Genomic DNA, 20,820 nt, shown 5'->3' on the forward strand with positions numbered 1-20,820 from the left:
GCGGATCAGTGCACGAACGCCGTCGCGATATTCCAGTCTGATGGTGTGGTGACGTTGGTAGTTCCCACATTGCGGTAGACGAGTCGACGGGAGACGTGTAGTCTGGTGCCGTCCTCACGCACGACGGTGTACTGGATGCTGTACTCGTAGACGAAGCCGTCGCTGGCGACGATTGCCTCGAGCGTCGCGTTCTCGACCCTGGCGTCGTCGCTGGTGAAGGCATCGTTGACCAGGGTATCCGGCTGGGTGATCTCGGTGGCACGGACGTAGAACAGCTGGTCTCTGATTCCCGACGGCACACGGTCCAGCTCGCGCACGTCGGTCACGTTCATCGACGAGAACCCGTTGTAGAGGAACTCGGGGCGGAGGGCTCGGAGCGTCACGCCCTCTCCGGGTGACACCGGCGTGCCGTCTGCTGTCCGGGCGACCGAGAAGTTAGCGGTGGCGGGTGAGAGACCGGCTGGTCCCTGCGCCTCGTACAGCGTGCTCCCGTTCACATAGGCCAGTCTGGTGACGTTCAGGCTACGACCGCGCTGGGTCACGTTCGAGACGTAGACGCTCTGGTTGCGGGCGAACCGGGCGTCGACCACGACGTTGTTCCACGTGGTCCCGTTGCCGTACCGGACGTCGAGCTCGTAGTCCAGGGTGTAGCTCGTCCCTTCCAGCCGTCTGGCCTGTGAGTCGAGGAAGATCGCAGGGTCCCCGAGGGTGTTCGTCTCCGGGTCCGGCGAGAACGGCGCATCGATCTCCCCCAGATCGGTCTCCGGGGGGCCGGTCGCAGGCGTCGTGGTCTCCGGCACGGAGAACGGGTCGCGCGTCTGGACGCCAGCGGTCCCCCCACAGCCAGCGAGCACCATCGACAGCACCAGTGCGAGTGCGAGCCACGGCCCCCGGTCCATCGTTGGGGCTTGGGCCGGTCGATGCTTGAACGTTGGGTCGCCCCGCGTCGCCCGCCGCGTCTTCAGTCAGTCGTCCGCCGCCTCCACGAGTCGTCTCGCACGCGCGACCGCGTCCACGACACCACGGACGTCGGTCGTCTCCCCACGTCGTCGGAGGGTCTGGGCGCGCGCCGCGGCCGGGTCGGGTGCTGTCTGGTGGTCGGTCGACTCCTCGACGACGACCATCGGCGAACGGTCCTGGAGAAGTCCGTAGACGCGGTCGTCCCCGGCGACGAGCGCAGGGTTCGCGACGGCGACCACGGCCGCACGGTCCACGGCCTCACGGGCAGCCGACAGCGTCGCGTCGTCGAGCGGTTCGTGTGGGTAGCGCTCGATGGTATCGACACCGAGCAGGTCGGCGGTTTCACCGAGCGAGTCGCCCGGGGGGACGGGTCCGACGGTGACCTGGGCGTCCGCCCCGACGAGACGTTCCAGTGTGCGAGCGGCCACGGACCCCGAGCCCACGAGGTGGACGGTCCGGTCGACGGTTTCGGGCTGCCGTGCGAGCGCCGTCACACCGAGGCTCTCGGTGACCGGGTCCCGCCGGAGTACCGTTCTCGCGTCGAACGACTCGGCGAGACGGTCCTGTGTCAGCACCGACTCCGGTAAACCAGTAGCCACGATATCTCCGTCCGCGAGTAGCGCGAGCTGGTCGCAGTACCGGGCCGCGAGCGAGAGGTCGTGGATGGCCGCGACGACCGTCTTCCCGCCCGCGACGAGGTCCGCGACGAGTTCGAGCGTCTCGACCTGATGGTTGATGTCGAGGCTCGCGGTCGGCTCGTCGAGCAGCAGGACCGGTGTCTCCTGTGCCAGGGCACGCGCGATGGTGACCGTCTGTCGTTCGCCGCCGCTCAGCTCGTCGATCCGCCGGTCGGCCAGGTGTTCGGCGTCGACGCGGGCGATCGCGTCGTCCACCGCCTGCCGGTCACCCCGGGTCGAGGGTTCGAAGCGCCCCCGGTGCGGTGTGCGTCCCATCGCGACCACGTCGCGGGCGGTGAACCCGAACGAGACGGTGGTGTCCTGCGGGACGACAGCGACCCGACGGCTGGTCGCCTTCGAGCCGAGGTCCGCCAGCCGGTCGCCGTCGAGTTCGACGGTGCCGGAATCGGGCGAGAGCGCGCCGCTGACGGTCCGCAGGAGCGTCGTCTTGCCCGCACCGTTCGGCCCCACCAGGCCGAGGAACGTGCCCGGTTCGACCGTGAGCGATACGTCGTCGAGCACCGTAGCGTCGCCGAAGGAGACGGAGACTGAGTCGAGGTTGATCACAGCGCGTGCACCTCCCGTCGGCTGAGCAGGAACAGGAAGAAGGGAGCGCCGACGGCGGCGGTGACGATGCCGACGGGGAGCACCTCCGCGGTCGAGCGCGCGAGCGTGTCGGCGACGACGAGGAAAATCGCGCCGCCGAGGGCGCTCGTCGGCAGGAGGACGCGGTGGTCCGGGCCCACGACGAGGCGCATCGCGTGGGGGACGACGAGGCCGACGAACCCGATGACGCCAGCGACGGCGACGCCCGCGGCGGTGATGGCGCTCGACACCGCCAGCAGGATGCGCTTGGTGCGCTCGACCTCGATGCCGAGGTGGTGGGCGTCCTCCTCGCCGAGCATCAGGACGTTCAGGTCCCGTGTGAACGGGAGGAGCAGGAGGAAGGAGGCCGAGACGGCGACGAACGCGATGCCGACCGGCTCCCAGGCGGCGTTCATGCCGAGATCACCGAGCAGCCAGTAGTACGCCCGCTGGAGGCTGCCCATCGGGCTGGTGACCATGAGGAACGAGACGACCGCGCCGAGGAACGTCTGGACGGCGACGCCGGCCAGCAGCAGGGTCGCGACGGGCGTCCTGCCGCCCTCGGTCGCGATGGTGTAGACGAGGAACGCGGCGGCGACGGCGCCGACGAACGCCGCGCCCTCGATGCCGAACGGGACTGCAGTGCCCACGAGCGGGATGGCCCCACCGAGGGTGATGAACGCGACCGCGCCGACGGCCGCGCCTGACGAGACGCCGACGATGGAGGGGTCGGCCATCGGGTTCCGGAAGAACCCCTGCATGACGGTGCCGGCGCTGGCGAGGGCGAAGCCGACGACGGCCGCGAGAGCGATGCGCGGGAGACGCAGGGAGACGACGATGACCCGGGTCGTCTCGGCGACGTGGAAGTTGAACGGGTGGGTCGTCCGGAGGCCGACGCCGAACGGGAGGACGGTCACGCCGAAGAGGCGGGTCGAACCGTCGGTGAGGCTCGCACCCGTCGGCAGCCACAGCTCGTTGAGGATGGCCGCGAGCACGGCGGTCGGCGCGATGTCGACCGGACCGACCGCCGTACAGACCGCTATCGTGGCCAGCAGCAGGGCTGCGAGCCCACCGGACCATACGACCGCTCGGACGTCAGTTCGCATCGCTGGTGCTGGTTCACAAATCTACTTGCTTTAGGTAAATACTTATTGCATACGTCTGGAGTTGTGAGTGATGACAGGTACACGGACGACGCTCGTGGTGGCACTGCTACTCGTCGGCTCGCTCGCGGCCGTCGTGGCTCCCGTCGGTGGGACCGCGACGCCCGCGAGTGCGGTCGGTACAGGTGCAGTCACCGCACAGGAGGACTGCTCGTTCCCGTTCTCCGCGACCGACGCGACGGGGACCGAAGTGACGGTCGAGGAGGCACCCGAGTCGGTGGTGACACTCAGTCCGGCCGCGGCCCAGACGATGGTCGAGATCGGTGCCGGCGCGAAGGTGGTCGGCGCGACGCAGTACGCGAACTACCTCGACGCCTCGGACGGCTGGGCGAACGTCTCCGGCAGCGGCCGGGCCTTCGTCAGCGTCGAGCGCGTCGTCGCCCAGCAGCCGGACCTCGTGCTCGCGGGCAACATCGTCGGCGACGACACCGTCCGGCAGCTCCGCAACGCCGGCATCACGGTGTACAAGTTCCGGAGCGCGAACAGCATGGACGAGGTGCTCGAGAAGGTCACCCTGACCGGGCAGCTCGTCGGCGCCTGCGAGGGCGCGAGCGAGACGCGCGCGTGGATGGAGACCGAGCTGGAGGTCGTCCAGCGCGCCGCCGAGGGACAGGAGCCCCCGCAGGCGCTCTACGTCTTCTACGGGACGACGCCCGGGCCGAACACGTACATCAGCGACCTCATGACGACCGCGGGCGCGGAGAACATGGCCGCGACCGCCGAGCTCGAGTACAGTCAGGCGGGCTACGCACGGATGAACCCGGAGGTCGTCGCCAACATGACCGTCGAGTGGCTGCTGCTGAACAGCGCCCAGCCCGAGCCCCGCATCCCGGACTCGCCGGCCTACCAGAACACCGTCGCGGTGCAGGAGAACCAGACGCTCGTGCTGAACAACAACTACCTCAACCAGCCCGCGCCACGGAGCATCTACGTGATGCGGAACCTCTCGCAGAACTGGTTCCCGGAGGCGTACGCCGAGGCGAACGCGAGCGTGCGCGGGGAGGCATCGGTCGGCACGACGGCGACCGCGGCAGGGACGACCGCCACGGACGGCGGGACGACGCAGGCGAGCACCACCACCGCCGAGAATGGGAGCGCCGACGGCGGCTCGCCCGGATTCGGCGTCGTGGCGGCGCTCGTCGCCGCGCTCTCCCTCGCCGGTATCGCCCGCCGGACGTAACGCGACTCCGAAAGGCCGATACGACCCCCGCTCGTCGGTCGGCACATGGTCGAGAACGTCATCTACCCCGCGTACTTCGACGCGGCACTCACTCGCTCCGCGGGACGGCGCGTCCCCGCGGACCTCGCGGTCGAGGACCCGGAGGTCGAGGAGATCGCGAAGGCCGTCCAGCAGGTCGGCTACGACGCGGTCATCGAGCGCGAGAAGAGCTACTCCCGCGAGGGACACCGCCAGCGCGGCCGCGTCCTCGTGAAGAACCCGGACGACGACTCGAAGAACGACATCGTCCAGGCCGTCGCGGCGTACGTCAACGCCCTCCGCGAATGAAGCGCGTCGGCGAGGTCGTCCGCGTCGCGCAGGGACTCGCGGTCGCGCGGAGCGACGGCGACGAGCATCCCGACATCGGCACCGAGGCTGTCGACGAGTCGCTCAACGAGGTCGGGCGCGTCGTCGACGTGTTCGGGCCGGTCTCGCGGCCCTACGTCGCTGTCACCACCGAGGACGACCCCGCGCTGCTGCTGGGGAAGACGCTGTACGCCCGGTAGCGGCGTGGTCGTCCGCCGAACGGAAGGCCGATAAACCGCCGGTCGGAACGGACGGTCATGAACGACCGGACGCGCGTGTTCGGGGCCGTCGGCCTCGTCGTCGTCATCTTCCTCCTCGTCCAGCTCGGTGCGCTCTCGCTGGTCCAGCCCTTCGAGGAACAGGGCCGGCAGGTCGTCGAGAACCCGAACGACCCGACCAACAGCATCGCCTACGTGGGTGCCATCCTCGTCGCGACCGCGCTGATGCTGCTCGCCTTCCGCTACGACCTCCAGTGGCTCATCCGCGGGTTCATCATCCTCACGAGCGGGATGCTCTCGTGGTACGTCTTCGCGGCCTTCCTCTCGCCGCTCGTCGCAGCGGTGCCAGCGGCGCTCATCGCGGTCGGCCTGCTCGTCTACCCGGAGTGGTGGGTCATCGACGCCTCGGGAGTGGTGATGGGCGCGGCCGCCGCCGGCCTGTTCGGCATCTCGTTCGGCCTCTTCCCCGCCATCCTCCTGCTGACCGTGCTCGCGGTGTACGACGCCATCTCCGTGTACGGCACCGAGCACATGCTCACGCTGGCGGAGGGCGTCATGGACATGAAGGTGCCCGTCGTGCTCGTCGCGCCGACGACGCTCTCGTTCTCCTTCCGCGAGATGGGGAGCGCACCGGACGAGGAGCCGGCCGACGGGGATACCGGGACCCCTGCCGGCGACGGCGGACAGCCCGAGGGTGACGCCGCAGATGCGGACGCCCCTGATACCGACTCCCCCGACACGGACGACGAGGCGGGCGTCACCGACCAGTCGCCGATGGAGCGCGACGCGTTCTTCATCGGCCTCGGCGACGCCGTCATGCCGAGCATCATCGTCGTCTCGGCGGTGCACTTCCACACCGCCGTCCCCGGCGGGACCGTCGACGCACTCGTCACCGACCCCATCCTGCTCAACCTGCCCGGACTGACCGCGATGGTCGGCACGATAGCCGGCCTGCTCGTGCTCATGTGGATGGTCCTGAAGGGTCGCGCACACGCCGGGCTGCCGCTGCTCAACGGCGGTGCCATCGGCGGCTACCTCGTCGGCGCACTCGCGAGCGGCGTGCCCCTGATGGCCGCGCTCGGGCTCTGAACCGGCCCGGACTGCCGCGGCCCGAACCGGTTTTGACCCGACCCCCGTCTCTCACCCATGACCGAACGCGTAGCAGTCGTGACTGCGGCCGGCCGCGGTATCGGGGCAGCGTGCGCCCGTCGACTCGCCGAGGACGGATACACGCCCGTCCTGCTGTCGAAGTCCGGCGCGGCGAAGGACGTGGCTGAGGAGCTCGGCGGCGTCGGCTTCGAGGGCTCCGTGACCGACCCCGCCGACCTCGAGGCGCTGGTCGACGCGGCGCTCGACCGGTACGGCCGCATCGATGTCGTGGTGAACAACACCGGCCACCCCGCGACCGGTGACCTGCTCGACATCGAGGACGGCGACTGGCACGACGGCCTCGACCTCGTGCTGCTCAACGTCGTCAGGATGGCCAGGCTCGTCACGCCCGTCTTCGAGGAGCAGGGTGGCGGCAGCGTCGTGAACATCTCGACGTTCTCCGCCTACGAGCCGTCGCTCGACTTCCCCGTCTCCTCGGCGCTGCGGGCGGGCCTCGGCGCGTTCACGAAGCTCTACGCCGACCGGTACGCCGGCGACGGCATCCGGATGAACTGCGTCCTGCCGGGCTTCGCCGACAGCTACGAGGTCGACGACGAGACGCTGGCCGAGATCCCGATGGGCCGGCCCGCCGAGGTCGCAGAGATCGCGGACGCCGTCGCGTACCTCGCCTCCGACGACGCGAGCTACGTGACGGGGCAGAACCTCCGGGTGGACGGCGGGCTGACGGACTCGGTCTGAACGGGGAAGGCCGCCGAAGAGAACCGGTTACTCGCCGGGGTCGTGGCCGGTGACGTTGCGGTAGTCGGCCTCGATCTCCTGCCGGCCGAGGTGGGTGATCTCGTAGAACGTGCGCCGGCCGTCGGCTCCCTCGGGGGCGCCGGTGCGGGCGACGAGCCCGACGTCGACCAGCTGCCCGAGGTGGTGGGTGAGGTCGAACGTGGGGTCGTCGATGGCGGCGGCGAGCTCGCTCCGGGCCACCTCGTCGCGCTCGTACAGCAGGAACACGATGGCGTAGCGCCGGGAGTCGCCCAGCGCGGCCTTGCGGGCGGCGTGGTCCGCGAGCGTCCCCATGCTGTCGTCGAACAGGCGGTCGTCGACGTAGCTCTCGAGGTCGCGCTCGTCGGGGGGCGTCGGTTGGTCTCCAGTTTCGGCGGCCATGGTACATCCGTAGGTACGACGTGACCGAACAAGTATCTACCGATTAGAAAGAAATTTTTCCTCCTTTTCTGCTGACGACTGTACCGACGTTCCCCCTCGTCTTATTTCCCCCTCCTGTGAACGCCGAACCAACAGATGTTCGACGGACAGACGACCTTCCGTTACGGCGGCCGCCCCATCGCCGACATCCTCGCCGAGCAGGCCCCCGAGCCGCCGCGGTTCAGCCGCCAGAACGATTTCACCGTGTACGTGATGGGGCCGTACACCGCCTTCAGTGCGGCCTACGCCTACGACGACGGCGACAGGCTCGCCACGCCGTTCCAGCAGGACCCGCTGTTCGACCCGGACCGACACGTCACCGAGAGCGGCCGAGGGGACATGGAGCGGTCGCTCCGTGACTTCTGTGCCGAGCTCCGCGACCGCCACAGCTGCCGGGCGTTCATCGCGAGCGACATCGGCATCCCCACCTACCGCCAGGCACGCGAGCTGAACGAGCGACGGGACGACGACGAACCCGAGGTGCAGGGGATGGCCCCGCTCGACCAGTCCATCGCGTTCGCCGCCCACAGCGACGCCGTGCTGTTCCTGTTCACGCAGGGGGGCCTGACGACCGGCGTCGGCACCGAGACGGGCGGCATCCTCGGCGAGTTCCACCTCAGGCGGGGGAACCCCGCGACGACCCACAAGCCGGGCCAGCGCGTCGCCATCTACCAGGACGCCGAGTTCGGGAGCGCGACCGTCGACGAGCTGCCCTACGGCTTCGACGTGCGCTACGACGAGTTCCGCCGCAGGGAGGACCTGCACGACAAGGTACGCAACTGGTTCGACGCGCTCACCCGCGAGGCCCGCGACACCGACCTTCCGGTGTTCGTGCCCGGCGAGACGTACGCGCCGGAGGAGTAGGCCGGGGCGGCGTCGACCGGCTCGTTCTCAGCCCTGCAGCGCCTCGCTCGCCGGCGCGAACTCGATCTCGCTCCCGCGGTCCCGCTCCACCGCCTTCTCGTACAGCAGGTACGCACCGGCGGTCGTCTCGATGCCGGTGCCACCGGAGTCGAAGACCGTTATCTCGTCGTCGCTCGTCCGACCATCGGCCTCGCCCGCGACGACCTCGCCGAGCTCGGCGTGGACGTCGTCCTCGTCGACGACGCCGGCCTCCATCGCCGAGATGAACGAGCCGGCGTCCTGGGTGACGCGCTCGCGGAGGTCGGGGACGTAGGTCGCCCGACGGATCGTCGTGTGGTCGAGCTCGCGCTTCGCCGGGTGGTACTGCCCCATCGCGGTGACGTGCGTGCCGGGTTCGAGCAGGTCGCCGTCGAACACCGGCTCGGACGCGGTCGTCGCCGTGATGACCACGTCGGCGTTCTCGACGGCCGCGGCCGAGGACGCGACCGCACCGACTGCGGCGTCGTCGTACCGGCGGTTCATCTCGGCGGCGAACGACTCGCGGTTCTCCTTCGTCGGCGAGTAGACGTTCACCGTCTCGAAGTGCCGCACCGTCATCGCCGTCTTGAGCTGGCCGCGAGCCTGCGGACCGGAGCCGATGACCGCGAGCTTCGTGGCGTCCTCGCGGGCGAGCTCGTCCACGGCGACCGCGCCCGCCGCGCCGGTCTTGAACGGGTTCATGTGGGCCCCGTCGACCAGCGCGAGGGGTGCGCCGCTCTCGGCGTCGAACAGCGGGGTCACGAACCAGGCGTCGACCTCGCCGAAGCCGGCGGAGTACATGTAGCCGCCCATCGCGCCTGTCTCCGGCAGGATGGCGGCGTAGCTGAACAGCATCCCCGGCGGGTCGTCGTTACGGAGGGTCGACCGCGGCTTCGCGGCCGCGCCCTCGCCGCGCTGGCGGTAGCCATCGCGGACGGCGGCGACGTACTCGGCGGGCGAGGCGAGGTCGGCGACATCGCTACTCGTCAGAAAGCGGGCGGTCGTCATGCGTGGAAAATCGGGAGCCGGCACCAAAAAGAGGGGTGCTGGGTACGTTGGTCTCAGTCCGCCTGCGGCGGCGCGGCCGTGCTGGTCGAGGAGGGCGCGGGGTCGGACTCCTCGGCCACCACGTCGACGGGCGCGTTGACGAACATCGCGTGCCCGATGAGCAGCACCGCGAGCACGGCGGCGACTGGGATCGCCGTGCTCGTGGCCATGTCCGCGACGGTGGTCAGTGCGGCGGTTCCTCCGATGAACGAAACGGGAATCAGGCCAAGAACGATGTCATAGTACCCAGTCATAATCTATTAACAACTATGCGTACCGTACATAAAAAACTTTGGGAGATATCTGCCCAGTACTCCATCGGTTGGGAATCCATATTTGCCCCCCATAATTCCCATAACTTATGAGAATCCTATTACCCGGTAATCGTACAGCAGTCTGTCGATTTTGGTCTCGCTAACCTCTCGTTTCGAGCATCACGTAAATAAGTACTCATAGCCACGGTACCACTGCACACTGCCGAGCACACTGACGACTGCCGGAACCGGAGCGTTGAACGGGCGACCTCCCGACAGTGTAGCTGTGAACCGGAACGACCGTGCCATCGTCGCGCTCGTCACGCTCGGTCACGCGATGGTACACACCTACGAGCTGTCGATCCCGATATTCGTGAGCGTCTGGCTGGCCAGCCCGGCGTTCTCGGCAGACGCCGCGACGCTCGGGGTGGTGGCGACCGTGGGCTACGGCCTGTTCGGGCTCGGGGCGCTCCCCGGGGGCGTGCTCGCGGACACCGTCGGGTCGAAGCGGCTCATCGTGGGCTGTCTCCTCGGGATGGCCGGGTCGTTCGCACTGCTGTCGGTCGCCTCCTCGGTCTGGGTCGTCGCCGTCGCGCTCTGCCTGTGGGGGATCGCCGCGAGCGTCTACCACCCCTCCGGACTCTCGCTCATCAGCCGTGGCGTCGAGGCACGCGGCTCGGCGTTCGCCTACCACGGGATGGCCGGCAACGTCGGCATCGCGCTCGGGCCACTCGCCGCGACGCTGCTCCTGCTCGTGCTCGACTGGCGCGGGGTCGCGCTGGTGCTTACCCTCCCCGCCGTCCTCGGCGCCGTACTCGCGCTCCGGTTCGACGTCGACGAACGGGCAGCCGTCGCCGACGGTGGGACGGAGACCGATGGCGGCGAGGAGGCGGGAGACTCGAAGGCTGACGCGGTCAGCTCGTGGCCCGAGTTCGTCGCTGGCTCGAAGCGGCTGTTCGCCGGGGGCTTCGTCGTCATCTTCGCCATCGTCGTCTGCTCCGGACTGTACTACCGTGGCGTGCTCACCTTCCTGCCGGAGATCCTCGGCGACTTCCCGTCGCTGCAGCCCGTCGAGTTCGGCGGCAGGAGCCTCGAACCCGGCCGCTACGTCTACGCCGGGATGCTCATGGTCGGCGTCGTCGGCCAGTACGTCGGGGGGCGACTCACCGACCGCGTTCAGCCCAGTCGCGTCCTCCCGTTCGCGTTCGGACTGCTCGGGCTGCTGGCGCTCGCGTTCGTCCCCCTCTCCTCGGTCGGCCTCCTGCCGGTCCTGGCGCTCTGTGGCGTGCTCGGCGTCGCGCTGTTCGTCGTCCAGCCGCTCTACCAGGCCGCCGTCGCGGAGCACACACCAGCGGGCACGCGAGGCCTCTCCTACGGCTACACCTACCTCGGCGTGTTCGGGGTCGGCGCGCTCGGCGGCACGCTCGCTGGCGGGCTGTTGACCTACGCCGACGTGGGCGTGCTGTTCGTGGTCCTCGCCGGAATCGGCCTCGCCGGGGCACTCGCGAGCTTCGTGCTCGGACGGCGGGCCTGAGCGACGGCACTACCGCGTCGAGGCGAGGAGCGTCACCGCGGCGAGGCGGGCGACGACGAGCGCGAGGGTCCCCAGTCCGGCCATCACCGCGAGGAACGTCCAGGGGATGGCACCGGCGAAGTACGGCGAGCCACGGAGGATCGCCCCGATGCCGACCGCACCGAGCCAGCCGCCGACGGCCGTGCGGACGGACCACAGCCGGTCCGAGAGCGCACGGTCGCCGTACGCGCCGACGAGCGTGGCCACAACCGCCCAGCCCAGGAGGAACGGGACGGCGGTCTCGACGACCGCGAGGGGCTGTTCGATGGGGTCGACCTGGTGCCGGAGCTCGCCCGCGACGATGAGCGCACAGAGCACCACGACGTCGACCGCGACGACCCGGAGACGGTCGCCGGCGGTCGGCCCACCTGCGGTCGAGAGGCGTTCGAGCGCGAGCATGGCCGGGGGTTGGGTCGGGAGGCCCTTCGCTCTCCCGATTCCCGCGCCAACGCTTTTGCCCCCGCCGCGGGAGGCTGTACCATGGAGCGAACGTTCGTGCTCGGGGTCGTGCTGACGGTCGGCGGCCTCGTCGGCTACGGTGTCGGTGTGTCGACGGCGTACCCCGGCCGGGAGCTCTCGCTGGTCGGCGTCATGGTCGGCATCACCATCACCGCAGTCGGGCTCGGGGGTGCTGACGCGTGACCGTCCAGAGCCACGTCTTCCAGCCGGAGGGCGTCGACGAACACGACGACCTCGCCACGGCGAAGGCCGCCCGGGGAACGACGTGGACCCGCGTCTCCGACGGTACGGCCGCGGAGCTGGAGGCGGTCGGCGAGACGTTCGGCATCCACGACCTCGAACTCGAGGACGTGCGGAACGACGTGCGCCCGAAGGTCGAACAGTTCGAGGACCACCTGTTCGTCCTGTTGAAGACGGCGACGCTGCGCGAGGGCGACACCACCTTCGCGGAGGAGGTGAAGACCCGGACCGTCGGGGTATTCGTCGGCCCGGACTGGCTCGTCACGCTGTCGACGCACACCATCCCGGCTGTCGGGCTCGTCTGGGACGCGGTCACCCGCGAGGAGCGGCGGCTGCTCGCCCGGGGCCCGGACTTCGCCGCGTACCGCATCATCGACGCCATCGTCGACGGCTACTTCGACGTGCTCGACGAGATCGAGAGCGACATCGAGGCCGTCGAGGAAGAGATCGTCGGGGCGACCGGTCTCGACCTGCTGGATGACATCAACGAGCTCCGGCGCGACCTGCTCTCCGTGCGGCGGGTGCTCTGGCCGACACGAGACGCGATCGGCGTCCTCGCACGGGGAGACCTCGACTTCGTCGACGAGGCCACCGAGAAGTACTACCGCGACGTGTACGACCACGTCGTCCAGCTCGTGGAGCTGAACGAGACGTACCGCGACCTCGTCACCGGCGCGCGCGACATCTACCTGAACTCGCTGTCGATGTCCACCAACGAGGTGATGAAGACGCTGACCGTCGTCGCGACCATCGTGCTGCCGCTGACGTTCGTCGTCGGCGTCTACGGCATGAACTTCGAGCGGATGCCCGAGCTGGCGTGGCCGTACGCCTACCACGCGGTCATGCTCGGGATGGGCGGCATCGCGGGCGTGATGGTGCTGTACTTCAGGCGCGAGGGCTGGCTGTAACCAGGGGACTGCGGCGCGGGCGCCGCGCGGTCAGTCCTCGGTCTCCTCCCGCTTCAGCGAGAGCACGGTCCGGTCGAACTCACAGACCAGCACCTCCTCCTCGCCGCGGTCGTCGGCGTCGTCGAGGTCCACGACGAACGCCTCCACGTGCATCGTGACGACGCCGCGCTCGCCGTCGCTGGTCTCGCGCTTGTCCGTCACGGTCGACTGCACGCGGAGCGTGTCGCCGTGGAACACCGGGGCCGGGTGGGAGACCTCGTCGTAGGAGAGGTTCGCGACGATGGTCCCGTCGGTCGTCTCGGGGATGGAGACCCCGACCGCGAGCGCAAGCGTGTAGATGCCGTTGACCAGTCGCTGGCCGAACTGCGTGTCGCCCGCGAACGACTCGTCCAGGTGGAGCGGCTGCTGGTTCATCGTCATGTCACAGAAGCGCTGGTTGTCGCTCTCGGAGACGGTGCGGCGGCGCTCGTGCTCGATGGTCTCGCCGACCTCGAACTCCTCGTAGTAGAGCCCGGTCATGTCCGGAGCGACTCGCGGCCCGCCCTTAGTCGGTGCGCTTTCGGGTGTCTCTGAAGATTCGGTTCACTCAGGACCGAATAGTAACTTCTGCCCCGACCGAAACCGTTTTGTTTAAATTCGTCTGCGGGGTACGGCCCGTAGATGCACCGGCAGTCCCACCCCGTGGGAGTTCTCATCGCCGGTCGAACTTCGCCAGATGCCGTGTCACTGACCCGCATAGCCACGCAGTCGTCGACCTCCACGGAGGACCGACGACCGCCGTGGACACGCATCGGTGGGAGGTCACAGTAATGTCAACAGCCACACCAGCCGAAGACGAGACGGAACAGCACGAGGAGAGCGCACTCGAGACCGCCCGACGACAGCTCGCCGGCGCGGCCGAACTGGTCGACGTCGACGAGGGCGTCATCGAGCGCCTGAACCACCCGGACCGGGTCCAGCGGGTGTCCATCCCGCTCCAGCGCGACGATGGCACCACCGAGGTGTACACCGGCTACCGCGCCCAGCACGACAGCGTGCGCGGTCCGTTCAAGGGCGGCCTGCGCTACCACCCCGGCGTCTCCGAGCAGGAGTGCATCGGGCTGTCGATGTGGATGACCTGGAAGTGTGCCGTGATGGACCTCCCGTTCGGCGGCGCGAAGGGCGGCATCGTCGTCGACCCCAAGACCCTCAGCGAGGAGGAGAAGGAGCGCCTGACCCGTCGCTTCGCCGAGGAGCTGCGCGACGTCATCGGACCGAAGCACGACATCCCCGCCCCCGACATGGGCACCGGCCCGCAGGAGATGGCCTGGTTCATGGACGCCTACTCGATGCAGGAGGGCGAGACCACGCCGGGCGTCGTCACCGGCAAGCCGCCGGTCATCGGCGGCTCGTTCGGCCGCGAGGGCGCCCCCGGCCGCTCGGTCGGTATCATCGCCGAGCAGGCCATCGACTACTACGGCTGGGAGATGGACGAGACGACCGTCGCCGTGCAGGGCTTCGGCTCGGTCGGTGCGTACGCCGCCCGCTACCTCGACGACCTCGGCGCGACCGTCGTCGCCGTGAGCGACGTCGACGGCGCCATCTACGACCCCGACGGCCTCGACACGCGCGACGTCGAGGACCACGACGAGCGCCCCGGCATGGTCTCGGGCTACGACGCACCCCACAGCATCACCAACGACGAGCTGCTGGAGCTCGACGTGGACGTGCTCATCCCGGCCGCCATCGGCAACGTGCTCACCGACGACAACGCGGACGACGTCAAGGCCGACATGATCGTCGAGGGCGCGAACGGACCGACGACCTCCGCCGCAGACGCCGTCTTCGACGAACGGGGCATCCCGGTCCTCCCCGACATCCTCGCGAACGCCGGCGGTGTCACCGTCTCCTACTTCGAGTGGCTCCAGGACATCAACCGGCGCCAGTGGTCGCTCGACCGCGTCAACGAGGAGCTGCGCACCGAGATGCTGAAGGCGTGGGACGCCGTCCGCGAGCAGGTCGACCGGCGCGACCTCACCTGGCGCGACGCGACGTACGCGGTCGCCCTGAACCGCGTCGCAGAGGCCCACGAGGCACGCGGGCTCTGGCCCTGATACACCCCCCAACTGATACCCTCTCCCGGCAAACTGTCGCACATGTCTCTCCGGGACGAGTTCACCGAGTTCGCCGAGTGGTGTGACGGCACCTCGCCGCTGTACGCCCGCCTCGCCCGCGGTGTCGCCGACGACCCGGACCTCCTCGCAGTCGCGGACGCGGTTCCCGAAGGTCGGCCCGCCCCGCACACACTGTTCGCCGCAGTCCACTCGCTCCTCCTCGACGGTGCGGACCACGAACTCCGTGAGTGGTACCCGAGCGTCGTCGGCGACGCAGCGCACGACCCGGCCGAGGCGGACCTGATGCCGGCGTTCGTCGAGTTCGTTCTCGCACACGAGACGAGGGTTCGCGAACTGGTCGCGACCCGCCGGACCCAAACCAACGCCGTCGGTCGCTGCAGCGCCCTCTACCCGGCGTTCGCCCGGGTTGCAGCGCGCGTCGACGGCCCGTTGGCGCTCGTCGAGGTCGGCACGAGCGCCGGTCTCAACCTCTGTTTCGACCGGTATCGGTACCGGTACGAGACCGACGCGGGTGTCCGGACCGTCGGCGTCGATGACTCGCCGGTGCGCATCGACTGCGCGCTCCGGGGTACCGATCCCCCACTACCAGCCGACCCGCCGACGGTCGCCTCGCGCGTCGGCATCGACCTGAACCCGCTCGATGTGACTGACGACGCCGACCTGAACTGGCTTCGCGCGCTCGTCTGGCCGGAGCACGTCGACCGGCACGACCAGCTCGCGGCGGCCGCCGAGGTCGTGCGCCCGGACCCACCGCGGCTGGTCGCCGGTGACGCCATCGACCGGCTCCCCGCTGTCGTCGCCGAACTCCCCAACGACCGCCCCGTCTGCGTCTACGACACCCAGGTCCTCTACCAGCTCGGCGAGGCCCAGCGCGACAGGTACCGGGCCGTCCTCGTCGAACTCGCCGCCGACCGAGAGCTGCACTGGGTGTCCGGCAGCCACGTCGTCGGACAACCCGATGAGGGGACCATCCCGCTCCGGCACACCGCGGTCAGCCGTGACGGCCTCGACGGAACTACCGTCGCTCACTACGAGCCTCACGGACGCTGGTTGGAGTGGATCGCACCGGAGGAGTGACCTGGGGGGCGAGACACTGGGTCTGTCGGTCGAACTGCTCGGACGGAGACGGGAGGTTTCAACACCCCGTCCGCCGTCGGTTCGCGTATGCTCAGACGCAGCGTGCTGTTCTCGCCCGGCGACCGACCGGAACTGATGCGCAAGGCACCCGGGACCGGCGCGGACACCATCGTGTTCGACCTCGAGGACGCCGTCGCACCTGCCCGCAAGGACGAGGCCCGCGAGGCCGTCCGCGATGTGCTCACCGACCCCGACTTCGACCCCGACGCCGAGGTGTGCGTGCGGGTCAACCCCGTCGAGGGACCCGGCGCGACGGCCGAGGCCGACGTCGAGGCGCTGTTCGGGGAGGGGGACGCCGCGGCCCGTCCCGACGCCCTCATGCTCCCGAAGTGCACGGACGGCGACGACGTCGACGCCCTCGACGCGCTGGTGCCAGGGGAGACGCCACCGGTCCTCTCGCTGGTCGAGAGCGCGGCCGGCGTGCTCCACGCGGAGTCGGTCGCAGCGGCCGACGCGACCGACGCGCTCGTCTTCGGCGCCGAGGACCTGTCGGCCGACATCGGCGCGACCCGGACCGACGAGGGGACCGAGGTGCTCCACGCGCGCGAACACGTCGTTCTCGCGGCCGCGGCCGCTGAGGTCGACGCAATCGACACCGTCCACACCGACTTCTCCGACACCGAGGGGCTGCGCGAGGAGACCGCGTTCGCCATCCAGCTCGGCTACGACGGCAAGATGGCCATCCACCCCTCGCAGGTCCCGGTCATCAACGGAGCGTTCACCCCCGACGAAGAGACCGTCGAGTGGGCAGAGCGCGTCCTGGCCGCGAAGGCCGAGGCGGACGCCGAGGGCCGCGGCGTCTTCCAGGTCGACGGGCAGATGATCGACGCACCGCTCATCGCACAGGCCGAGCGTGTCGTCGAGCGGGCGAGGGCCGCGGACGACGTATAAGGAGCTTACATCACATTTAATCCCACTCCATTGTTTTAATTCCGCCACGCTTAACCCCCGCCTCTGAGATTTTTCGCCTGATGACAGACGAGGCCAATCCATTCGAGAGTCTCCAGGAGCAGGTCGACGATGCAGCCGCGTACCTCGACGTCAGGGAGGACGTCCTCGACCGGCTGAAACACCCCGAACGAGTCCTCGAGACCAACCTCACCGTCGACATGGACGACGGGAGCATCGGCCGGTTCACGGCGTTCCGGTCGCAGTTCAACGGCGACCGCGGGCCGTACAAGGGCGGCATCCGCTACCACCCGGGCGTCACACGCGACGAGGTCAAGGCGCTCTCGGGCTGGATGGTCTACAAGTGCGCCACAGTCGGTATCCCCTACGGCGGCGGCAAGGGCGGTATCGTCATCGACCCGTCCGAGCACTCGGCGGGCGAGCTGGAACGTGTCACCCGTTCGTTCGCGAAGGAGCTCCGCCCGCTCGTGGGCGAGGACAAGGACATCCCCGCACCCGACGTGAACACCGGCCAGCGCGAGATGAACTGGATCAAGGACACCTACGAGACCCTCGAGGACAAGACCGAACCCGGCGTCGTCACGGGCAAGGCCATCGAGTCCGGCGGTAGCGAGGGGCGCGTCGAGGCGACCGGCCGCTCGACGATGCTCGCCGCCCGCGAGGTGTTCGACTACCTCGACCGCGACATCAGCGAGGCGACCGTCGCCGTGCAGGGCTACGGCAACGCCGGCTGGATCGCGGCGAAGCTCGTCGACGAGCTCGGCGCCGACGTCGTCGCCGTCTCCGACTCCTCCGGTGCCATCCACAGGGCCGATGGCTTCGACCCCGTCGCAGTCAAGGACTTCAAGCGCGAGACCGGCTCCGTCTCGGGCTACGAGGACGCCGACGAGGAGTTCACGAACGAGGACCTCCTGACGATGGACGTCGACCTCCTCATCCCGGCGGCGCTCGAGAACGCCATCGACGAGGAGCTGGCCCGCGACGTGCAGGCGGACATCATCGTCGAGGCCGCGAACGGGCCGCTCACCCCCGACGCAGACGACGTGCTCACCGAGTCCGACGTGTGGATCGTCCCCGACATCCTCGCGAACGCCGGCGGCGTCACCGTCTCGTACTTCGAGTGGGTCCAGAACCGCCAGCGGTTCTACTGGTCCGAGGAGCGCGTCAACGACGAACTGGAGACCATCATCGTCGACGCCTTCGACCGGATGACCGACGCCCACGAGTCCTTCGACACGCCGAACCTCCGGACGGCGTGCTACGTCAACGCCATCCAGCGCGTCGTCGACGCCTACATGGACTCGGGCAACTGGCCCTGAGCTTCGGTCGAATCCCCGCCCAGTCAGTCGAGCCGTTTTCCGTACCAGCGTTCCCCGTCAACCTCGGCCAGCGTCGCGTAGCCGCGTCCCTCGTAGAACCGACACGCCTGGGTCATCGACGTCTGCGTCTGCAGGACGGCGTAGTCGAAGCCGCGTTCGTCGGCCCGCCGTTCGAGCCGCTCGAGCAGTGCGGTGCCGACACCTGCGCCCTGCAGGTCCGGGGCGACCGCGACGCTCCGGATTCTGCAGGTCTCCGCCTCTTCGGCGGGGAGCCACGACGGTGGCTCCGCGGACTCGTCGCGCACGTGCGCGAGCGGCTGGAGCCCGCCGATGGCGACGACGGCCGGCTCGGTGGCGTGGCCGCGGGTTGTCGTCGTCGCGTCGCGGTCGGGCGCCTCGACGACGGTGAACCAGCCGCCGGGTGCGAAGAACTCGCGGTCGACGTGGCGGAGGTAGCGGTTGTACTCGGGGTCGTAGTCCATCGCAGACGCACGGAGCGCCTGGTCGTGGACGCGCCAGACGGGGTCGGTGTCGCTGGCGGCGAAGCGACGGATCACCAGGTCGTCCATGGGGGACGTCCTCGCGTTGGCACGGAGAAACTTGCGGCGGTCGCAGTGGGGTGCTGCAGCGACAGGGGTGCGCCGTCGGTGGGGGTCAGTACTTCGACGAACTGTCGCTCGAACTCGTCAGGTCGGTTATCGTCTCCTCCAGTTCGTCTACCAGTTCGTGGCCCTTCTCGGCGGCCTTGTCCTTCTTGCCGCCGTCGCCACCGAACTCGTCGAGCTTCGAGCGGAGGCTGTCGAGTGCGTCGTCGACCGCTTCGCCTGCCGTATCGCCCTGTGTCTGGTGGTCGGTCATGGCTACAGACCGAATCTGGTGCGCGAGCCAGTTCAAATCTCGGCCAAAGCGAGTTGGCTCCGGTGGATTCTTGCCCGCTGGACCGATAGTGGCACGCGATGGCAGACTCCGACCGGTCGCTCACGGACTCGCTCACGGGCTTCTTCAAGGAGTACAACAACCTCTACGTCATCGTCCTCTTCGGCTACGGGCTGGTGGTGTTCCCGTGGCTGCGCGCGGAGGGGTTCTACGAGCTGGGCGTCGTCATCGGCGTCGTGCTGCTCGGCGGGATGGTGCTCGCGCTCCGGGCGAACGTCGAGCGGGCGAAGGAACGCCTCGGCGGCGGTGACGAGGAGTACGAACGGCGCGGTTTCTGACTACAGCCCGAGTTCGCGGCCGATGACGAGGTGCTGGATCTCGCTGGTTCCCTCGCCGATCTCCATGAGCTTCGCGTCGCGGTAGAACCGCTGCGGGGCGAAGTCCTCGGTGTAGCCGTAGCCGCCGAGCGTCTGGACGGCCTCCTCGGCGACCTCGCGGGCGGCCTCGCTGGCGTCGAGCTTGGCGAGCGACGAGGACTTCGTCACCGACTGGCCCTGGTCGTACTGCCACGCGGACTTGTGGGTGAGCAGGCGGGCGCGCTCGATCTTGCGGTCCATGTCGACGACCTTGTCGCGGATGGCGTCGAACTTCGAGATGGGCTGACCGAACTGCTCGCGCTCCGTCGAGTACTCCTTCGCGGCCTCGTAGGCGCCCTGTGCGAGCCCCGTCGAGATGGCAGCGATGGAGATGCGGCCGCCGTCGAGCGTCTTCTTGGTCTGCTCCCAGCCGTCGCCGCGCTCGCCGAGCATCCGGTCCTCGGGCAGGCGCACGTCGGTGAGCTTGATCTCACAGGTGGGCGAGGCGTTCAGCCCCATCTTGTCCCAGACGGTGGTGACCTCGAAGCCGTCGTCCTCCTCGGGGTCGACGATGAACGTCGAGATGCCGCCGTAGCCCTCTCCGGGGTCCGTGACGGCCTTCACGAGGACGCTCCCGGCGACGCTCGCGTTCGTGATGAACTGCTTCGTGCCGTTGAGCACCCACTCGTCGCCCTCTTTCTCGGCGATCGTGTCCATGTCCGAGGCGTCGGAGCCGCTGCTCGGCTCGGTGAGCGCCCAGCCGCCGAGGTACTCGCCGGATGCCAGCGGCGTGAGCCAGCGCTCCTTCTGTGCCTCGGTGCCGAACAGCTCGAGGGGTTTGGAGGCGAGCGATGTGTGTGCGACGTACGAGAGCGCGACGGAGCCCGAGACACGACCGAGCTCCTCGGCAACGACCGCGTACATCAGCGTGTCGCCGCCGAGGCCGCCGTACTCCTCCGAGATTGGGACGCCCATCACGTCCAGGTCGGCGAGCTGGTCGAAGATCTCCTCGGGGAAGCGGTGCTCGTCCTCGATGTCCTGTGCGATGGGTTCGATCTCCTCGTCGCAGAACCGCCGCACCTCCTCGCGGATCATCCGGTGCTCGTCCGGCAGCGTGAAGTCCATACGCAACACTTGCCGAGGGCCAAAATAAAAATGCCGAAGGTCGAACCCCGGTCCCCGGGCCGGGCGGGGAACTCAAAGCTCAGTGTCTTCAGTTCATTCAAACAACTCTGTTCCTTCTATAATCCTATATATTCTATATCTTTAATCTGCAAGGGGAACCGGTGTATTTATACCGATATCCCCGTG

At 68.9% G+C, this 20,820-nt stretch carries 25 protein-coding genes; 14 read left to right on the top strand and 11 right to left on the bottom strand.

All coding sequences use genetic code 11. The annotated features are described in order from the left end of the window. Positions 1-5 precede the first annotated feature (5 nt). From ACSG06_RS10565 to btuC, 3 genes are all read right to left on the bottom strand, one after another. A complete protein-coding gene (locus tag ACSG06_RS10565; RefSeq protein WP_440990216.1) occupies positions 6-899 on the bottom strand; it encodes a hypothetical protein in 894 nt (297 codons plus the stop codon). Between the two features lie 66 nt (positions 900-965). Next, the gene (locus tag ACSG06_RS10570; protein WP_440990217.1) at positions 966-2,204 is read right to left on the bottom strand and encodes a heme ABC transporter ATP-binding protein; all 1,239 of its coding nucleotides are present in this window, start codon (positions 2,202-2,204) and stop codon (positions 966-968) included. Next, positions 2,201-3,328, bottom strand: coding sequence for a vitamin B12 ABC transporter permease BtuC (gene btuC, locus ACSG06_RS10575; protein WP_440990218.1), 1,128 nt, complete (start codon positions 3,326-3,328; stop codon positions 2,201-2,203). The genes ACSG06_RS10570 and btuC overlap by 4 nt, the downstream gene beginning before the upstream one ends. Positions 3,329-3,398: 70 nt before the next feature. Between btuC and ACSG06_RS10580 the strand changes: the two genes are divergently transcribed. The 5 genes from ACSG06_RS10580 to ACSG06_RS10600 are packed head-to-tail and all read left to right on the top strand — an operon-like array spanning position 3,399 to position 6,976. Beyond that, positions 3,399-4,565: a PGF-CTERM-anchored ABC transporter substrate-binding protein gene (locus ACSG06_RS10580; RefSeq protein ID WP_440990219.1), complete on the top strand. Its 1,167-nt coding sequence runs from the start codon at positions 3,399-3,401 to the stop codon at positions 4,563-4,565. A gap of 45 nt (positions 4,566-4,610) precedes the next feature. Next, on the top strand, positions 4,611-4,892 hold the full coding sequence (srp19, locus tag ACSG06_RS10585; RefSeq protein WP_440990220.1) for a signal recognition particle subunit SRP19: 282 nt from the start codon (positions 4,611-4,613) through the stop codon (positions 4,890-4,892). Next, positions 4,889-5,110 (top strand): H/ACA ribonucleoprotein complex subunit GAR1, encoded by a 222-nt coding sequence (locus ACSG06_RS10590; RefSeq protein WP_440990221.1) that lies wholly within the window; start codon positions 4,889-4,891, stop codon positions 5,108-5,110. The genes srp19 and ACSG06_RS10590 overlap by 4 nt, the downstream gene beginning before the upstream one ends. A gap of 57 nt (positions 5,111-5,167) precedes the next feature. Further along, on the top strand, positions 5,168-6,217 hold the full coding sequence (locus ACSG06_RS10595; RefSeq protein ID WP_440990222.1) for a presenilin family intramembrane aspartyl protease PSH: 1,050 nt from the start codon (positions 5,168-5,170) through the stop codon (positions 6,215-6,217). A 57-nt stretch (positions 6,218-6,274) separates the two neighbouring features. Continuing rightward, the gene (locus tag ACSG06_RS10600) at positions 6,275-6,976 is read left to right on the top strand and encodes an SDR family oxidoreductase (protein ID WP_440990223.1); all 702 of its coding nucleotides are present in this window, start codon (positions 6,275-6,277) and stop codon (positions 6,974-6,976) included. Positions 6,977-7,003: 27 nt separating this feature from the next. On the opposite strand, the gene ACSG06_RS10605 is transcribed toward ACSG06_RS10600, so the two are convergent. Then, complete coding sequence (locus tag ACSG06_RS10605; RefSeq protein WP_440990224.1) at positions 7,004-7,396, bottom strand: winged helix-turn-helix domain-containing protein; 393 nt, start codon at positions 7,394-7,396, stop codon at positions 7,004-7,006. A gap of 135 nt (positions 7,397-7,531) precedes the next feature. On the opposite strand from ACSG06_RS10605, the gene ACSG06_RS10610 reads away from it, so the two are divergent. Then, the gene (locus ACSG06_RS10610) at positions 7,532-8,299 is read left to right on the top strand and encodes a DUF7509 family protein (RefSeq protein WP_440990225.1); all 768 of its coding nucleotides are present in this window, start codon (positions 7,532-7,534) and stop codon (positions 8,297-8,299) included. A 27-nt stretch (positions 8,300-8,326) separates the two neighbouring features. Here ACSG06_RS10610 and ACSG06_RS10615 read toward each other — a convergent pair whose 3' ends face one another. After that, a complete protein-coding gene (locus ACSG06_RS10615) occupies positions 8,327-9,325 on the bottom strand; it encodes an ornithine cyclodeaminase family protein (protein WP_440990226.1) in 999 nt (332 codons plus the stop codon). A 53-nt stretch (positions 9,326-9,378) separates the two neighbouring features. Beyond that, positions 9,379-9,618, bottom strand: coding sequence for a DUF8015 family protein (locus ACSG06_RS10620; RefSeq protein ID WP_440990227.1), 240 nt, complete (start codon positions 9,616-9,618; stop codon positions 9,379-9,381). Between the two features lie 286 nt (positions 9,619-9,904). Between ACSG06_RS10620 and ACSG06_RS10625 the strand changes: the two genes are divergently transcribed. Further along, complete coding sequence (locus tag ACSG06_RS10625; RefSeq protein ID WP_440990228.1) at positions 9,905-11,152, top strand: MFS transporter; 1,248 nt, start codon at positions 9,905-9,907, stop codon at positions 11,150-11,152. A 9-nt stretch (positions 11,153-11,161) separates the two neighbouring features. On the opposite strand, the gene ACSG06_RS10630 is transcribed toward ACSG06_RS10625, so the two are convergent. Continuing rightward, on the bottom strand, positions 11,162-11,590 hold the full coding sequence (locus tag ACSG06_RS10630; RefSeq protein ID WP_440990229.1) for a DUF3054 domain-containing protein: 429 nt from the start codon (positions 11,588-11,590) through the stop codon (positions 11,162-11,164). Between the two features lie 81 nt (positions 11,591-11,671). Here ACSG06_RS10630 and ACSG06_RS10635 point away from each other — a divergent pair, with 81 nt between their 5' ends. After that, positions 11,672-11,833: a hypothetical protein gene (locus ACSG06_RS10635; RefSeq protein ID WP_440990230.1), complete on the top strand. Its 162-nt coding sequence runs from the start codon at positions 11,672-11,674 to the stop codon at positions 11,831-11,833. Further along, positions 11,830-12,798 carry a magnesium/cobalt transporter CorA gene (gene corA / locus ACSG06_RS10640; protein WP_440990231.1) on the top strand — a complete coding sequence of 323 codons (969 nt, stop codon included), beginning with the start codon at positions 11,830-11,832 and terminating at the stop codon, positions 12,796-12,798. The genes ACSG06_RS10635 and corA overlap by 4 nt, the downstream gene beginning before the upstream one ends. A 30-nt stretch (positions 12,799-12,828) precedes the next feature. Here corA and ACSG06_RS10645 read toward each other — a convergent pair whose 3' ends face one another. Continuing rightward, complete coding sequence (locus ACSG06_RS10645) at positions 12,829-13,317, bottom strand: MaoC family dehydratase (RefSeq protein ID WP_440990232.1); 489 nt, start codon at positions 13,315-13,317, stop codon at positions 12,829-12,831. A gap of 290 nt (positions 13,318-13,607) precedes the next feature. Between ACSG06_RS10645 and gdhB the strand changes: the two genes are divergently transcribed. The 4 genes from gdhB (at position 13,608) to ACSG06_RS10665 (ending at position 18,277) form a co-directional block, all read left to right on the top strand. Then, positions 13,608-14,891 carry a glutamate dehydrogenase GdhB gene (gdhB, locus tag ACSG06_RS10650; protein ID WP_440990233.1) on the top strand — a complete coding sequence of 428 codons (1,284 nt, stop codon included), beginning with the start codon at positions 13,608-13,610 and terminating at the stop codon, positions 14,889-14,891. A 42-nt stretch (positions 14,892-14,933) separates the two neighbouring features. After that, a complete protein-coding gene (locus tag ACSG06_RS10655; protein WP_440990234.1) occupies positions 14,934-15,989 on the top strand; it encodes a DUF2332 domain-containing protein in 1,056 nt (351 codons plus the stop codon). Positions 15,990-16,076: 87 nt separating this feature from the next. After that, complete coding sequence (locus ACSG06_RS10660) at positions 16,077-16,940, top strand: HpcH/HpaI aldolase/citrate lyase family protein (RefSeq protein ID WP_440990235.1); 864 nt, start codon at positions 16,077-16,079, stop codon at positions 16,938-16,940. A gap of 80 nt (positions 16,941-17,020) precedes the next feature. After that, positions 17,021-18,277, top strand: coding sequence for a Glu/Leu/Phe/Val family dehydrogenase (locus ACSG06_RS10665; RefSeq protein WP_440990236.1), 1,257 nt, complete (start codon positions 17,021-17,023; stop codon positions 18,275-18,277). Positions 18,278-18,300: 23 nt separating this feature from the next. Here the strand turns inward: ACSG06_RS10665 and ACSG06_RS10670 are convergent, their stop codons facing one another. After that, positions 18,301-18,846, bottom strand: a complete 546-nt coding sequence (locus ACSG06_RS10670) for a GNAT family N-acetyltransferase (protein ID WP_440990237.1) — start codon at positions 18,844-18,846, stop codon at positions 18,301-18,303. Between the two features lie 85 nt (positions 18,847-18,931). Beyond that, positions 18,932-19,135, bottom strand: coding sequence for a hypothetical protein (locus ACSG06_RS10675; protein ID WP_440990238.1), 204 nt, complete (start codon positions 19,133-19,135; stop codon positions 18,932-18,934). A 98-nt stretch (positions 19,136-19,233) separates the two neighbouring features. Between ACSG06_RS10675 and ACSG06_RS10680 the strand changes: the two genes are divergently transcribed. Next, a complete protein-coding gene (locus ACSG06_RS10680) occupies positions 19,234-19,491 on the top strand; it encodes a hypothetical protein (RefSeq protein ID WP_440990239.1) in 258 nt (85 codons plus the stop codon). Here the strand turns inward: ACSG06_RS10680 and ACSG06_RS10685 are convergent, their stop codons facing one another. Beyond that, complete coding sequence (locus ACSG06_RS10685) at positions 19,492-20,634, bottom strand: acyl-CoA dehydrogenase family protein (protein WP_440990240.1); 1,143 nt, start codon at positions 20,632-20,634, stop codon at positions 19,492-19,494. Positions 20,635-20,820 lie beyond the last annotated feature (186 nt).

The sequence above is a fragment of the Haloarchaeobius baliensis genome (assembly GCF_052060055.1).
GTDB lineage: Archaea > Halobacteriota > Halobacteria > Halobacteriales > Natrialbaceae > Haloarchaeobius > Haloarchaeobius baliensis.

Excerpts from the sequence above, each read along its gene's own strand:
- ACSG06_RS10565 (WP_440990216.1), bottom strand. The coding sequence starts at position 899 with ATGGACCGGGGGCCGTGGCTCGCACTCGCACTGGTGCTGTCGATGGTG.
- btuC (WP_440990218.1), bottom strand. The coding sequence starts at position 3,328 with ATGCGAACTGACGTCCGAGCGGTCGTATGGTCCGGTGGGCTCGCAGCC.
- ACSG06_RS10580 (WP_440990219.1), top strand. The coding sequence starts at position 3,399 with ATGACAGGTACACGGACGACGCTCGTGGTGGCACTGCTACTCGTCGGC.
- srp19 (WP_440990220.1), top strand. The coding sequence starts at position 4,611 with ATGGTCGAGAACGTCATCTACCCCGCGTACTTCGACGCGGCACTCACT.
- ACSG06_RS10590 (WP_440990221.1), top strand. The coding sequence starts at position 4,889 with ATGAAGCGCGTCGGCGAGGTCGTCCGCGTCGCGCAGGGACTCGCGGTC.
- ACSG06_RS10595 (WP_440990222.1), top strand. The coding sequence starts at position 5,168 with ATGAACGACCGGACGCGCGTGTTCGGGGCCGTCGGCCTCGTCGTCGTC.
- ACSG06_RS10600 (WP_440990223.1), top strand. The coding sequence starts at position 6,275 with ATGACCGAACGCGTAGCAGTCGTGACTGCGGCCGGCCGCGGTATCGGG.
- ACSG06_RS10605 (WP_440990224.1), bottom strand. The coding sequence starts at position 7,396 with ATGGCCGCCGAAACTGGAGACCAACCGACGCCCCCCGACGAGCGCGAC.
- ACSG06_RS10610 (WP_440990225.1), top strand. The coding sequence starts at position 7,532 with ATGTTCGACGGACAGACGACCTTCCGTTACGGCGGCCGCCCCATCGCC.
- ACSG06_RS10615 (WP_440990226.1), bottom strand. The coding sequence starts at position 9,325 with ATGACGACCGCCCGCTTTCTGACGAGTAGCGATGTCGCCGACCTCGCC.
- ACSG06_RS10620 (WP_440990227.1), bottom strand. The coding sequence starts at position 9,618 with ATGACTGGGTACTATGACATCGTTCTTGGCCTGATTCCCGTTTCGTTC.
- ACSG06_RS10630 (WP_440990229.1), bottom strand. The coding sequence starts at position 11,590 with ATGCTCGCGCTCGAACGCCTCTCGACCGCAGGTGGGCCGACCGCCGGC.
- ACSG06_RS10635 (WP_440990230.1), top strand. The coding sequence starts at position 11,672 with ATGGAGCGAACGTTCGTGCTCGGGGTCGTGCTGACGGTCGGCGGCCTC.
- ACSG06_RS10645 (WP_440990232.1), bottom strand. The coding sequence starts at position 13,317 with ATGACCGGGCTCTACTACGAGGAGTTCGAGGTCGGCGAGACCATCGAG.
- gdhB (WP_440990233.1), top strand. The coding sequence starts at position 13,608 with ATGTCAACAGCCACACCAGCCGAAGACGAGACGGAACAGCACGAGGAG.
- ACSG06_RS10655 (WP_440990234.1), top strand. The coding sequence starts at position 14,934 with ATGTCTCTCCGGGACGAGTTCACCGAGTTCGCCGAGTGGTGTGACGGC.
- ACSG06_RS10660 (WP_440990235.1), top strand. The coding sequence starts at position 16,077 with ATGCTCAGACGCAGCGTGCTGTTCTCGCCCGGCGACCGACCGGAACTG.
- ACSG06_RS10665 (WP_440990236.1), top strand. The coding sequence starts at position 17,021 with ATGACAGACGAGGCCAATCCATTCGAGAGTCTCCAGGAGCAGGTCGAC.
- ACSG06_RS10670 (WP_440990237.1), bottom strand. The coding sequence starts at position 18,846 with ATGGACGACCTGGTGATCCGTCGCTTCGCCGCCAGCGACACCGACCCC.
- ACSG06_RS10675 (WP_440990238.1), bottom strand. The coding sequence starts at position 19,135 with ATGACCGACCACCAGACACAGGGCGATACGGCAGGCGAAGCGGTCGAC.
- ACSG06_RS10680 (WP_440990239.1), top strand. The coding sequence starts at position 19,234 with ATGGCAGACTCCGACCGGTCGCTCACGGACTCGCTCACGGGCTTCTTC.
- ACSG06_RS10685 (WP_440990240.1), bottom strand. The coding sequence starts at position 20,634 with ATGGACTTCACGCTGCCGGACGAGCACCGGATGATCCGCGAGGAGGTG.